The 12,280-nt window shown below is 73.7% G+C and carries 14 protein-coding genes; 4 read left to right on the top strand and 10 right to left on the bottom strand.

Going from position 1 to position 12,280, the window contains the following annotated elements; all coding sequences use genetic code 11:
* Nucleotides 1-30 precede the first annotated feature (30 nt).
* Nucleotides 31-315, bottom strand: a complete 285-nt coding sequence (locus ACIHEJ_RS16895; protein ID WP_366010077.1) for a hypothetical protein — start codon at nucleotides 313-315, stop codon at nucleotides 31-33.
* A 156-nt stretch (nucleotides 316-471) separates the two neighbouring features.
* Nucleotides 472-1,617, bottom strand: coding sequence for an ROK family protein (locus ACIHEJ_RS16900; protein ID WP_400135729.1), 1,146 nt, complete (start codon nucleotides 1,615-1,617; stop codon nucleotides 472-474).
* 48 nt (nucleotides 1,618-1,665) lie between these two features.
* Between ACIHEJ_RS16900 and ACIHEJ_RS16905 the strand changes: the two genes are divergently transcribed.
* The 3 genes from ACIHEJ_RS16905 to ACIHEJ_RS16915 all read left to right on the top strand — a co-directional run bounded on the left by ACIHEJ_RS16905 (nucleotide 1,666) and on the right by ACIHEJ_RS16915 (nucleotide 4,192).
* Nucleotides 1,666-2,751 (top strand): Gfo/Idh/MocA family oxidoreductase, encoded by a 1,086-nt coding sequence (locus tag ACIHEJ_RS16905; protein ID WP_400135732.1) that lies wholly within the window; start codon nucleotides 1,666-1,668, stop codon nucleotides 2,749-2,751.
* Entirely contained in the window at nucleotides 2,751-3,233 is a 483-nt protein-coding gene (locus ACIHEJ_RS16910) for a heme-degrading domain-containing protein (RefSeq protein WP_400135734.1), read from the top strand. The genes ACIHEJ_RS16905 and ACIHEJ_RS16910 overlap by 1 nt, the downstream gene beginning before the upstream one ends.
* Nucleotides 3,234-3,319: 86 nt before the next feature.
* Entirely contained in the window at nucleotides 3,320-4,192 is an 873-nt protein-coding gene (locus ACIHEJ_RS16915; RefSeq protein ID WP_400135737.1) for an LLM class F420-dependent oxidoreductase, read from the top strand.
* A gap of 10 nt (nucleotides 4,193-4,202) precedes the next feature.
* On the opposite strand, the gene ACIHEJ_RS16920 is transcribed toward ACIHEJ_RS16915, so the two are convergent.
* The 5 genes from ACIHEJ_RS16920 to ACIHEJ_RS16940 form a co-directional block, all read right to left on the bottom strand.
* Nucleotides 4,203-5,102 carry a hypothetical protein gene (locus ACIHEJ_RS16920; protein WP_400135740.1) on the bottom strand — a complete coding sequence of 300 codons (900 nt, stop codon included), beginning with the start codon at nucleotides 5,100-5,102 and terminating at the stop codon, nucleotides 4,203-4,205.
* A 90-nt stretch (nucleotides 5,103-5,192) separates the two neighbouring features.
* Complete coding sequence (locus ACIHEJ_RS16925; RefSeq protein ID WP_400135743.1) at nucleotides 5,193-6,050, bottom strand: fumarylacetoacetate hydrolase family protein; 858 nt, start codon at nucleotides 6,048-6,050, stop codon at nucleotides 5,193-5,195.
* Nucleotides 6,051-6,179: 129 nt separating this feature from the next.
* A complete protein-coding gene (locus ACIHEJ_RS16930; RefSeq protein ID WP_400135746.1) occupies nucleotides 6,180-6,905 on the bottom strand; it encodes a YidC/Oxa1 family membrane protein insertase in 726 nt (241 codons plus the stop codon).
* 117 nt (nucleotides 6,906-7,022) lie between these two features.
* Nucleotides 7,023-7,337, bottom strand: a complete 315-nt coding sequence (locus ACIHEJ_RS16935) for a DUF6412 domain-containing protein (RefSeq protein ID WP_400135749.1) — start codon at nucleotides 7,335-7,337, stop codon at nucleotides 7,023-7,025.
* Nucleotides 7,338-7,402: 65 nt separating this feature from the next.
* Entirely contained in the window at nucleotides 7,403-7,930 is a 528-nt protein-coding gene (locus ACIHEJ_RS16940; RefSeq protein WP_400135752.1) for a winged helix-turn-helix transcriptional regulator, read from the bottom strand.
* 143 nt (nucleotides 7,931-8,073) lie between these two features.
* Between ACIHEJ_RS16940 and ACIHEJ_RS16945 the strand changes: the two genes are divergently transcribed.
* The gene (locus ACIHEJ_RS16945) at nucleotides 8,074-9,468 is read left to right on the top strand and encodes an MFS transporter (protein WP_400135755.1); all 1,395 of its coding nucleotides are present in this window, start codon (nucleotides 8,074-8,076) and stop codon (nucleotides 9,466-9,468) included.
* A gap of 21 nt (nucleotides 9,469-9,489) precedes the next feature.
* Here ACIHEJ_RS16945 and ACIHEJ_RS16950 read toward each other — a convergent pair whose 3' ends face one another.
* The 3 genes from ACIHEJ_RS16950 to ACIHEJ_RS16960 form a co-directional block, all read right to left on the bottom strand.
* Nucleotides 9,490-10,302 carry a class E sortase gene (locus ACIHEJ_RS16950; protein ID WP_400135758.1) on the bottom strand — a complete coding sequence of 271 codons (813 nt, stop codon included), beginning with the start codon at nucleotides 10,300-10,302 and terminating at the stop codon, nucleotides 9,490-9,492.
* Nucleotides 10,303-10,397: 95 nt separating this feature from the next.
* Nucleotides 10,398-11,144, bottom strand: a complete 747-nt coding sequence (locus ACIHEJ_RS16955; RefSeq protein ID WP_400135760.1) for a TIGR03943 family putative permease subunit — start codon at nucleotides 11,142-11,144, stop codon at nucleotides 10,398-10,400.
* The gene (locus ACIHEJ_RS16960; protein WP_400135763.1) at nucleotides 11,141-12,178 is read right to left on the bottom strand and encodes a permease; all 1,038 of its coding nucleotides are present in this window, start codon (nucleotides 12,176-12,178) and stop codon (nucleotides 11,141-11,143) included. The genes ACIHEJ_RS16955 and ACIHEJ_RS16960 overlap by 4 nt, the downstream gene beginning before the upstream one ends.
* Between the last annotated feature and the right edge of the window lie 102 nt (nucleotides 12,179-12,280).

Here is a 12,280-nt window from a genome sequence, read left to right on the forward strand (position 1 = left end):
CCGGGCCGGTACGGGCTGCCTCGCTCCTCGCTAGGCGGACGCCACGACCTGGCCGGACATGACCTGGGGCGGGTTGGGGAGCAGGGGTGCCAGGTGGTCGCGTACGAAGACCGCCGCCCTCCTGATCGATTCCGAGGCGCCCGCCTCGTTCTCGAAGATGCTGGTGGAGACCATGACCCCGTTGCCCGCGTCGACCCAGTAGTAGGCCACGAGCCCCGGAATGTCCCGGACGAGCGGTACGAAGCCCTCGCTCACCCGGCGTCCGGCCTCGGCCGGGTCGGTCACGCCCTCGTACCGTCTTACGGCTGCGTACACCGCTGATCTCCTCTTGAATCTCCCCCTGGCTCCGGACGTCGCCGTGAAGAGTCGTACCCGCGGCCGTGACCGCTCGCTCGCGAGCCGCACCTCCGTCACCGGAACGGCGCGGCGGATGGCCCGAACGGCTCGCCCCTCTTGCGCCCGGCGCCTGCCCTACCCCTCCCGCCCGAACAACGGCGCCAGCAGCAGCTGGGCCGCCCCCTCCGCGACCACCCGCTCCCCGCCCGGAGCCACCTCCACCGGCACCGTCCCGCCGAGCACCCCCTCCCGCCGGGCCTGCGCCGAAAGCACCTCGCCGACTCCCCGTACGAACGCCTCCGGCGCCGCGGCCACCGTCCGGCCGCCCAGCAGCACCCGGTCGATGTCCAGCAGCCCCACCAGGTTCGCGGCCCCCACCCCCAGCACCCGGGCCGCCTCCGCCACCGCGCCGCGCCCCACCGCCGCGAGGCACAGCGCCTCCACGCACCCCCGGTTCCCGCACTCGCACAGCGGCCCGTCCAGCTGGATCACCTGGTGGCCGAACTCCCCCGCCCCGGTCCGCGCCCCCCGGTGCACGCTTCCGCCGATCACCAGCCCGGCGCCCAGCCCCGTGCCCAGGTGCAGATACGCGAAGGAGCCGCCCGCGCCCCGGGCCGACAGCCCGAGCGCGGCGGCGTTCGTGTCCTTGTCCACGACGACCGGCGTCCCCAGGCGCTCCTCGAGCGCGTCCCGCAGCGGGAACCCGTCCCACTCCGGAAACCCGGTGACCCGGTGCAGCACCCCCCGGGCGTGGTCCAGCGGCCCCGGGAGCGCCACGCCCACCCCCAGCGGCGACCCGGCGCCGGCGAGCCCGTCGGCGGGACCGGGACCGTCTCCGACCAGCCCCTCCACCGCACCGGCGACGACCCCGAGCACGGCCTCCGACCCCGACCCGAGGTCCACCCGTGCTCGCCGCTCCCCCACCACGGCCCCGTCCAGATCGACCAGCACCACCCGCAGCTCGTCCCGGTCCAGATGCACCCCGACCGCGTGCCCGGCCCCCGGCACCAGCCGCAGGACGGTGCGCGGCTTGCCCCCGGTGGACGCCCGCCGCCCGGCCTCCGCCGCGAACCCCGCCTCCCGCAGCCGTGCCGTGATCTTGCTGACGGCCTGCGGGGTCAGCCCGGTCCGCTCGGCCAGCTCCAGCCGGCTGATGCCCTCGGCCCCCGCCTCCCGCAGCAGCCCCAGCACCAGCGCGGTGTTGTGCGACCGCACCGCGCCCAGATTCGCGCCCGCCGGCCCGCTGCCCCTCGCCCTGCCCGTCCTGTTCACGCCCTCCATTCTCCCCGCCGCTTGCACTTTGGCAACAGCGTTGCGAAAGTGGGACGCATGACAGGACGCAAGACTGCTCCCCCCCTCCGCGTCGGGCTGATCGGCTACGGCCTCGCGGGCTCCGTCTTCCACGCACCGCTGATCGCCGCCACCGAGGGCCTCGCCCTGGACACCGTGGTCACCTCCCACCCGGAGCGGCAGCAGCAGGCCCGCGCCGAGTTCCCGGACGTCCGGATCGCCGCCGGCCCCGACGAGCTGCTGAACCGCGCGGACGAGCTGGACCTGGTCGTCGTCGCCTCCCCGAACAAGACGCACGTCCCCCTCGCCACCGCCGCCCTCGAGGCCGGCCTGCCGGTCGTCGTGGACAAGCCGGTCGCGGGCACGGCGGCCGAGGCCCGCGACCTCGCCGCCCTCGCCGAGGAGCGCGGCCTGCTCCTCTCCGTCTTCCAGAACCGCCGCTGGGACAACGACTTCCTGACCCTGCGCAAGCTGCTGGAGGCGGGCGAACTCGGCGACACCTGGCGCTTCGAGTCCCGCTTCGAGCGCTGGCGCCCGCGGCCCAAGGGCGGCTGGCGCGAGTCCGGCGACCCGGCGGAGATCGGAGGTCTGCTCTACGACCTCGGCAGCCATCTCGTCGACCAGGCCCTGGTCCTCTTCGGCCCGGTCACCGAGGTGTACGCCGAGACGGACGTGCGCCGCCCCGGCGCCGAGACCGACGACGACACCTTCATCGCGCTCACGCACGCGAACGGCGTCCGCTCTCACCTCCACGTCTCCGCCACGACCGCGCAACTCGGCCCCCGCTTCCGGGTGCTGGGCTCACGCGCGGGCTATGTGAAGTACGGCCTGGACCCGCAGGAGGCGGCCCTGCGCGAGGGCCTGCGCCCGGGCACGGCCGACGACTGGGGCCGCGAGGACGAGTCCCTGTGGGGCCGGACCGGCTCCGGCGAGTCCCCGGTGACCGGCGGCGGCACCCCCGTACCGACCCTGCCGGGCGACTACCCCGCCTACTACGCGGCCGTCGCCGACGCCCTGACCGGCGCCGGCCCCAACCCGGTGACCGCGCTGGAGGCCGCCGCCGCGCTCGACGTACTGGAAGCGGCCCGCAGGTCCGCCCTCGACAAGGTGACGGTGACCCTCTGATGCCCCGGACCAACCCTGGTCAGCCCCTGTCCGTCGAGGACCTGCAGGCGCAGGAACGCCGCCTGGTCTTCCGGCAGTTCACCCACGACGACGCCTGGGCCCTCGGTTCGCTCCTGGTCGAGCTGGCCCGGGAGCGCCAGGCCCCGGTCGCCGTCGACATCCACCGCGCCGGCCAGCAGCTCTTCCACGCGGCCCTGCCCGGCTCCACCCCGGACAACGACGCCTGGATCGCCCGCAAGCGCAGGGTGGTGGAGCGCTACGGCGCCTCCTCCTACCTGGTCGGCACCCGCTTCCGCGCCAAGGGCACCACGTTCGAGGACTCCTCCCGGCTGGACCCGGACACCTACGCGGCCCACGGCGGCTCGTTCCCGATCACCGTCGAGAACGTCGGCGTCATCGGCGCGGTGACGGTCTCCGGCCTGCCCCAGCTCCAGGACCACGAACTCGTGGTGGAGGCGCTGGAGCGGTTCCTGAAGGTGTGACGCCCCGGGGGATTACGTGAGGGGATCCCCGGGTTGGCAATGGCTGTAGACGTCATGATCACGGCCCGCGCGGAGGGATCGCACCCATGAGCACCCTGAGCTCGTTGAAGGACAGGATCGGCCGGTACGGCATCTGGAACGTCGGCCTGCGCGCCGAGGACCCCGCCCGCCCCGGCGAACTGGGCGACGCCGCGGCCGAGTTGGAGGAGCTCGGCTACGGAGCCGTATGGCTGGGCGGCAGCAGCGCCGCCCGGCACGCCGTACCCCTGCTGGAGGCCACCCGCACCCTCACCGTCGGCACCAGCATCCAGAGCATCTGGCAGTACGACGCCGACACGAGCGCGGTGGCCTTCGCCGAGGTGGAGGCGGCCCACCCCGGCCGTTTTCTGCTCGGCCTCGGCGTGAGCCACGCCAAGCTCGCCGATCAGTACCGCCGCCCGTACTCGGCCCTGGTCGCCTACCTCGACGCCCTGGACACGGCCGGGGTGCCCGCGGACCGCCGGGTCCTGGCCGCCCTCGGCCCGAAGACCCTGGAGCTGTCCCGCGACCGGGCGGCGGGCGCGGTGCCGTACCTGGTCACCCCCGAGCACACCGCCCGGGCCCGCGAGATCCTCGGTGACGGCCCGCTGCTCGCCCCGGAGCTGAAAGTGGTCCTGGAGAGCGACCCGGCCCGCGCCCGCGCCCTCGCCCGCGGCACCCTCGCCATGTACCTCGCGCTGCCGAACTACACCGACAACTTCCTGCGGCACGGCTTCACCGAGGACGACCTGGCCGACGGGGGCAGCGACCGTCTGGTCGACGCGGTCTTCGCCTGGGGCGACGACAGCCGCGTCCGCGACCGCATCGACACCTTCCACCAGGCGGGCGCGGACCACCTGGCGCTCCAGGTGATCACGGACGCCGAGAGGGACACCCTGCCGAGGGAGGAATGGCGCCGCCTGGCCTCGCTGCTGGGCTGAGCCACGCCGATCAGCCGGCGGCCCGACCGCCGCGTCCCGCCGGGCACTCGCGCAGGAGCTTCCTGATCTGCCCGGCGCGGTCGTTGCCCGGGGGCAGCTGGTTCATGCGGCGTTGCAGCAGCTGCCTGGTCTCGTCGTCCAGCAGCTCGCAGTGCCCCCTGAACACTTCGCGCAGCGCCTTGAGCGCCCAGTACTCGTTGAAGGGTTTGTCCTCGGACACCGCCGCCTCGGCGAGTTCGCGGCCCCACGCCGGATCGGGGTTGGCGTACAGGTACGCGGCGGCGGCCAGTCGCCACCCAGGGTCGTCGCTGCGGAGGCGGCCGACGACGTCGAAGTCCCGGTCGCCCCGCAGCACGTCGATCATCTCGTCCACGACTTCGCCCATCGCGGCCGTCCGCGCGCGCCCGCTGGACATGGTCCACCGGATCTCGTCGTACCGTGCCGCCAGCCGTTCGACCGGGCCGGCCGGCGCCGGCCCGGTGACCCGGTCGGCCGACTGCGTTCTGCTGAGGGCCTCCCGCACCCCGTCGGCCAGGTCCCCCGCCGCCTCCTGCTGCCTCTCCTCGAACCGCCGCGTCTCGTGGATGGCCTCCTGCGCGGTGGTCCGGGCCTCTTCCACCTGGCGCTTCAGGGTGATGCCGAATCCGGAGACCTCGGAGAAGAAGACACCGAGGAGCACCAGGATCACGAGGCCGAGGACGACCATCGGGGGGTCCGTCATCTGCGGGTGCCGGCAGACCGTGACGACCTTCCCGTTCGAGGCCAGCTGCTGGTTGCACACCTCGGTGGTGAAGAACAGGGCCACGGCCGCGACCGCGGCGAGGGCGACCAGTGAGGCCGCCAGCCACTGGAACGGCCTGACCGGCCTCCGACCGGTCGTCGAGGTCTCATCGGCTCCCGTCGCGGCCATCCCCCACCCTTCGGCCCCACTGACTCCGGCGCCATGCTTGCGCCCGGGACCACCGCTTGGCAAGCGCGAGGGCGCTCGGAGCGCGGTGCCTCAGGCGTCCTTGAGTTCCTGCCGCTGACGCCCCAGCCCCGGAATCTCCAGCTCCACCACGTCCCCGGCCCGCAGATACGGCTTGGGCTCGGGCTGCCCCATGGCCACCCCCGCGGGCGTCCCCGTGTTGATGACGTCGCCGGGGTACAGCGCCATGAACTGGCTGACGTACCGCACGACGTCGCCCACGGGGAAGATCTGCTCGGCCGTCGTACCGTCCTGCTTCAGCTCGCCGTTGACCCACAGTTTCAGCGACAGCGCCTGGGGGTCCGGCACCTCGTCCGCGGTCACCAGCCATGGCCCCAGCGGGTTGAACGTCTCGCAGTTCTTGCCCTTGTCCCAGGTACCGCCCCGCTCGATCTGGAACTCCCGCTCGGAGACGTCGTGCGCCACCGCGTACCCGGCGACGTGCGCGAGCCCCTCCTCGGCCGTCTCCAGGTAGCGGGCCGTACGCCCGATGACGACGGCCAGCTCCACCTCCCAGTCGGTCTTCGCGGACCCGCGCGGCACCAGCACGGTGTCGTTCGGCCCGACGACCGTGTCCGGTGCCTTGAAGAAGACCACCGGCTCGGCGGGCGGCTGGGCGCCCGTCTCGCGGGCGTGGTCGTGGTAGTTGAGCCCGATGCACACGATCTTGCCGATGCGGCCGAGCGGCGGCCCGACGCGCAGCCCCGCCGCGTCCAGCACCGGCAGTTCGCCCGACTCCGCCGCCGCCCGTACCTGGCCGAGCACGGCGGCGTCGGCGAGGAGCGCGCCGTCGATGTCGTCCACGATCGACGACAGGTCCCGGAGAGTTCCCTCGGCATCGAGCAGTGCGGGGCGCTCCGCCCCCGCCGTACCGACGCGCAGCAGCTTCATGGTCACCATCTCCCTCGATCGCGGGCGCCCGGCCGATGGGTGCAGCCATCGCAGGACTGGTCGATCCTCCAAGTCGACTGTCCACTCCGCAAGACCCTGTTCACGTACTGGACCGCAGCCGGACGTCCGCTACCGGTACAGGGCAGCCCGCTCCACGGCGCTCCAGGTGGTGCTGGTGACGACGTACAGCGCGGCGGCGAGGGGTACGACGGCGACGGTGACGAGCGTGAAGAAGGACAGGAACGGCATGGCCTTGTTGATCGCGCCGAGTCCCGGCACCTGCGCGCTGTCACCGGCGCCCACGGTGACCGGGTTCGCCGCCGCCATCCGCTTGGTGCGCCGGTAGTTGAAGGCGGCGACGACCGCGACGAGAGCGAAGAGCCCGAGGTAGACGAGGCCGGCCGGGCCGAACATCCCGCCGTCGGCGAGCGCGTCGGTCCAGCGGCCGCCGAGCGGTGCCGCGAGCAGCCGGTGGGCGAGCAGGCCGTTGCTGTCGCCGCCGATCGTGGCGCTGGAGAAGAGGTGGTACAGGACGAAGAAGGCGGGCATCTGGAGCAGGCCGGGCAGGCAGCCGGAGAGCGGGGAGACCTTTTCCTCGGCGTGCAGTTCCATGACCGCCTGCTGCAGCCGCTGCGGGTCCTCGGCGTGCTTCTTCCGCAGCTCGGCGATTCTCGGCTGGAGTGCGGTGCGGGCGCGCTGGCCGCGGGCGGCGGCCCGGGACAGGGGGTGGACGAGGAGGCGTACGAGGGCGGTGAACAGGACGATCGCGGCGGCTGCCGCGGAGGCGTGGAAGAGCGGGGTCAGCAGGTCGGCGAGCTGCTCGACCACGTGGGCGAAGACGGAGAAGACGGACATGGGTGAGCCCTCCAGGGGTCTCGTCGTGCCGGAAACGATCAGATCGGCATGACGACCCGCGCGGGGTCACGCGAGGGAGGAGACTCGGCCCGATGGCGAGACTCGGTGAGACGTGCCCTACGCGGCGGTCGCCGGGAGGGCCCGGCCGGGTGCCCGGGGCCGGCGACGGCCGGGCGCGTCGGGATCGCGCTGGGGCAGGAAAGCCGTACGTCTGGCCCGGTCGCGTATCGCCGTCCGCACGTGGGTGGGCGGGAGGGCGGGGGCGCAGCGGGCGGCGACGAGGGAGCACAGGGCGAGCGCGGAACCGGCGGCGGCCGTCGCGGCGAGGGCGACGGTGGTGGTGATGCTGCCGGTGTCGAGCAGGACGAGGGGCAGCAGCAGGAACAGCAGGAGGGCGACGGGACGCACACCTGCCGCACGACCGCGGATCATCGCCTCCCCCTCTGTCCCGCCTGCGCCTTTACGCGCCGCTTCCCCGTTTATACAGGATCGGTGCGCTATGCGTGATCGGTCTCCAGGGGCTCCAGCAGCCGCTTCGGCTTGAGCAGCGCCCTGCTGACCGGATCCGCCGGGTCGGGATCGAGTCCGGGTCCCGGCTCCATGACAACGTCCGGGACCGGTACGACGGTTCCGCACGCGGGACATTCGCCGTACGGCCCGAGTTCCGTGCCGCAGGCGGCGTGCCGGAAGTAGCGCAGCCGGCTCTCGGTGAAGTGTTCGCGCCCCCACAGGCCGAGGGCGCGCAGGGTGGGCCACAGGGCGATGCCGCGCTCGGTGATCACGTACTCGTCGCGCGGCGGCGACTCCTGGTACCGGCGCCTGTCGAGGATGCCCTCGGCGGTCAGGGTCTGCAGGCGGGCGGCCAGGACGGCGCGCGGGATGCCCAGGTGGACCAGGAAGTCGTTGTAGCGCCGCACGCCGTAGAGCGCGTCGCGGACGACGAGCAGCGTCCAGCGCTCGCCGACGACCTCGAGCGCGCGGGCGATCGAGCACTCCTGTGTCGCGTAGTCCTTGCCCAGTGCCATGCCGTCCACTGTAGCCACTTTCCGACACCTGGTTCAATGAACGAACCGACAGTGCTACGGTGAGGGAGTCACCTCAGTTCAATGAACGAACCTTGGGTCGGTTCAGCACCCCGCCACAGGCCCCTGAAGGACAGGACCACGCCATGACCGGGCTCGACTCCGCCACCACCACACCCGCGGCCGTGCGCGGCTCCACCGCCCGGGACGCCTCCCTGCGCCCCGGTGCCACCCTGGCCCTGACCAGCGCGGCGACCGCCGTGACCCTGATGACGTACACCGCCCCGGCGGTCACGCTGCCGCAGACCGCGGCCTCCCTGCACACCGCCGTCTCCGCCCAGGCCTGGCTGCTCAACGGCACCCCCCTCGGCCTCGCCGCCCTCCTCCTCGTCGCCGGCAGCCTGGCCGACGACTACGGCCGCCGCCGGATCTTCCTCGCCGGCACCCTCGCCCTGGGCCTCACCACCGCCCTCGGCGCCTTCTCGACGTCCACCTGGCAGTTCACCCTGGCCCGCGTCGCCCAGGGCGCGGCGAGCGCGGCGATCCTGGCGAGCAGCCTCGGCCTGCTGGTGGCCGCCTTCCCGTCCGCGCGCGGCCGGCTGCACGCGACCGGCGTGTGGGGCGCGTTCGTCAGCGGCGGCATCGCGGCGGGCCCGCTCGTCTCCGGCGCACTGCCGTCCTGGCGGGTGGCCTACGGCATCCTCGGCGCGGCGGCCCTGCTCGTGGCCGCGCTCGGCGTCCGGCCCCTCCAGGAGTCGCGGGCACCCCGCGGCGGCCGACCGGACGTGCTCGGCGCCCTCACCTTCGGGCTGGCCCTGGTGTCACTGGTCGCGGCCCTGACCCTGGGCCGGGACGGCTGGCTCCGGGCGCCGGTGGAACTGCTCCTCGCCGCCGCCGTCCTCCTGGTCGCGGTCTTCGTCGCGGTCGAGCACCGCGCCGGCACCCCGATGATCGACCTCGGCCTGCTGCGCCGCCCCCGCTTCCTGGCCTCCTCCGCCGGCGGCCTGTTCACCGGCCTCGCGGTGATCGGCATGTTCAGCTTCCTGCCGGCCCTGCTCCAGCAGACGCTCCACCTCACGCCCCTGGCCACGGCCTGGCTGTACCTGTTCTGGTCCGGACTGAGCTTCCTGGTCGCCTTCCAGGTCAAGCACCTCGCCGGCCGCATCGCCCCGCGCACCCAGCTCGCCCTCGGCTTCGCCCTGCACACGATCGCCGTCCTGACCATGCTCGGCGCCCTCGCCTCGGGCTCCTGGACCCGCCTGCTGCCCGGCCTGATCGTCGGCGGAGTCGGCAGCGGCCTGCTCAACGGGGCACTGCCCCTGCTCGCCGTCGAGTCGGTACCCCGGGAACGGGCCGCCATGGGCTCGGGCGCCCAGCAGACCTTCCGCTACATCGGCTCCTGCGCGGGCGTGGCCCTGACCATCGCCCTCGCCACCTCCTCCGGCTCCCTCGCCCACGGAGCGGACATCGCCCTGCTGGTGTCGGCGGGCCTGGCCGCGGCGGGCGCGGTGAGCGTGCTGGCGCTGCGGGAGCGGGGCTGACCCCACCCCCGGCCGGCCGGTTCACCGGGGCCGCATGGACACCAGCTTCCCCCACACCACCATCCGGTACCGGGAGGTGAACTCGGGGGTGCAGGTGGTCAGGGTGATGTAGTAGCCGGGTTCTGCATAGCCGTAGGAGGGCCTGACGAGGGAGCGCGGGACGGGACGGACGACCCCCGAGTCCGTGGCGGAGGTCCGCGGAAGGACCGTGTCGACGTCGTACGTGTACGTCGCCGTCCGCGTCTCCACCTCGATGTCGTCCCCGCGCCGCAGCCGGGGCAGGTACCGGAACGGCTCGCCGTGCGTGTTCCGGTGCCCGGCGAGCGCGAAGTTCCCCGCCTGACCCGGCTGTTGCGTGCCCCGGTAGTGACCGACGTACCCCTTGTTCAGCACGTCCGCCTTGCTCACCCCCTCGGCGACCGGCACCCGCAGGTCCAGCCGGGGGATGGTCAGGACGGCGTACGCCTGGGAGCTCCGGGGCAGCGTGCCGGGCACGTACGGCCGCCGCGACGCCCCCGACCGGCCGGACCCCGAAGCCGTCGAGGCCGGCGCGGCGGCCGTGGGTGACGGCGACGGGGCCTCCGCGGGCGGGACGGACCCCCCACCACCCCCGGACCCCCCGCTGCCCCACTCCCGTTCCAGCGCCTCCACCTTCCGCTCGGCCCCGCGCCGCGCCTCCCGGTTGGTCCACCACAGCTGGTGCACGACCAGCAGCAGCGTCACCACCCCCACGGTGACCAGCACCTCGCCCCCGCCCCACAGCACCCGCCTGCGCCGGGCACGCCTGCGCCGATCGCTGTGCCGTACGACCCGCACGCCCGACCCCGCACGCATCCGCACCCACCTCCAGGGAGCCGCGCCCGCAGGGTAGGCGCACGGCCCTCAACTGGCCATAGCCGCACCGCCTCGGGAGCTCCGGGCGGACGGCGTCACCGGGTGGGGGTCGAGGGCAGCGGAAGGGCGTCCTGGTAGCCGTTGACGGGCCGCGGGACCTTCTCGACCGTCCGCACGTCCAGTGCGACCGGCGCGGATGCGGTGCCCAGCGCCCCGCCCGGGTGCCAGGTCCCGGTGACGGTCACCCACGTGTCGGCGGGCGGCACGGTACCGCCGTAGATGCGCACCTTGACCGACTGGGCGTCCGCCGCGCAGCAGTTGATGATGATCCGCGTCAGATCCCAGCCGCCCTCGCGCGGGGTGACGATCCCGGTCATCAGAACGGTCCGCCCGTTGATGGCACGCGCGCGGTCCTGCTGCACGCGGCTGGTGAAGTCGGAGAGCGTCATGGGCAGCGGCGAGGTCGCGGGCAGCGGACCGAAGTCGCTCCGCTCGGCGACGGGCTTGGCCGGCTGCCGGGAGGCGGTGTACGCACCGAGGGCGGGCGGGGCGTAGAAGAGCAGGCTCAGCGCGGGCAGGAGCAGCAGCCAGGCGACCCGGGGTAGGCCTGAGTGGTCGTGCCCGTGGTCGCTCCCGTCACCGTCCGGCCCGCGGCCGGCCCCGGCGCGACGGTCGAGGAGGGCGCCCGCCGCGCCCAGCAGGACCAGCACGACCCCGGAGGCGATGAGCATGGGCCGCATGCTCTCCTTCACATACCGCAGGCAGAGGTCGGTGAAGAGGGAGATGCGCAGCAGACCGAGCCCGCACAGGACGAGCAGCACCGCCCGAAGCGACCGATTCACAGCAGTCCTCCCCCGATCAGCGCGCTGCACGCGACGGCGACGACGACGGTGGCGGCGGAGAACCGCACGGCGAAGGGCCGCCCGAACGTCCCCGCCTGCAACGCGATGAGCTTCAGATCGACCATGGGCCCGACCACCATGAACGCCAGCCGCGCCACCGGCGGGAACCCGGTGAGCGAGGCGGCGAGGAACGCGTCCGCCTCGGAGCAGACGGCGAGCAGTACGGCGAGCCCGGCCAGGAACAGCACGGACAGCCAGGCGGACCCGGCGAAGGTGTCGAGCACGGACCGCGGCACGGTGACGTTGAAGGTGGCCGCCGCCATGGCCCCGAGCACGAGGAACCCGCCGGCATGCAGGAAGTCGTGCTGGAACCCGGCCCGGAACTCCTCCCAGCGACTACCGCCGTCCCGGTGCCCGGTGTGCCGCACGGCCGGCCGCAGCCACTCCGCCCGTCCGAACCGCAGCCACAGCCAGCCCATGACGACGGCCGTGGCGAGTGAGGCGAGCAGCCGGGCCAGCACCATCGCCGGATTCCCGGGGAACGCGATGGCGGTGGCGGTCAGCACCACGGGGTTGATGGCCGGCGCGGACAGCAGGAACGCGAAGGCGGCGGCCGGCGGCACCCCTCGCCCGATGAGACTGCCGGCGACCGGCACGGACGCGCACTCGCACCCCGGCAGGACGACCCCGGCGACCCCGGCGACCGGCACGGCGAGCACGGGACGGCGCGGCAGCATCCGCCGGAACACCCGCTCGGGCACGAAGGCGTTGATGGCCCCGGACAGAGCCGTACCGAGCAGCAGGAACGGCAGGGCCTGCACCGTCACGGCAAGACACACGGTCCGCCACGCCTCCACGGCCGGCGCGTCCCCCCAGCGCCCCACGAGATAGAGCGCGGCACCCGGCACGACGGCGGCACCGACGAGCAGCAGGGGCCAGTACGGGGGCGGCTCGGCCCGACCCGGGACAGCACCGGACGGACCCTCGGTGCCCGCTATGGGCAACTCGCCCGCCACACCCCTCTCATCCGCCATGTCACCTGCGGCCGGACCACCCGACGTCTTCTGCACGTCACCCCCACCGATCACCCACACCTGTGGCTGTCCGCCCGAAGATAGCGGCCCTCCCTGAGCGCC

It is taken from the genome of Streptomyces sp. NPDC052301 (assembly GCF_044593395.1).
Taxonomy (GTDB): Bacteria; Actinomycetota; Actinomycetes; order Streptomycetales; family Streptomycetaceae; genus Streptomyces.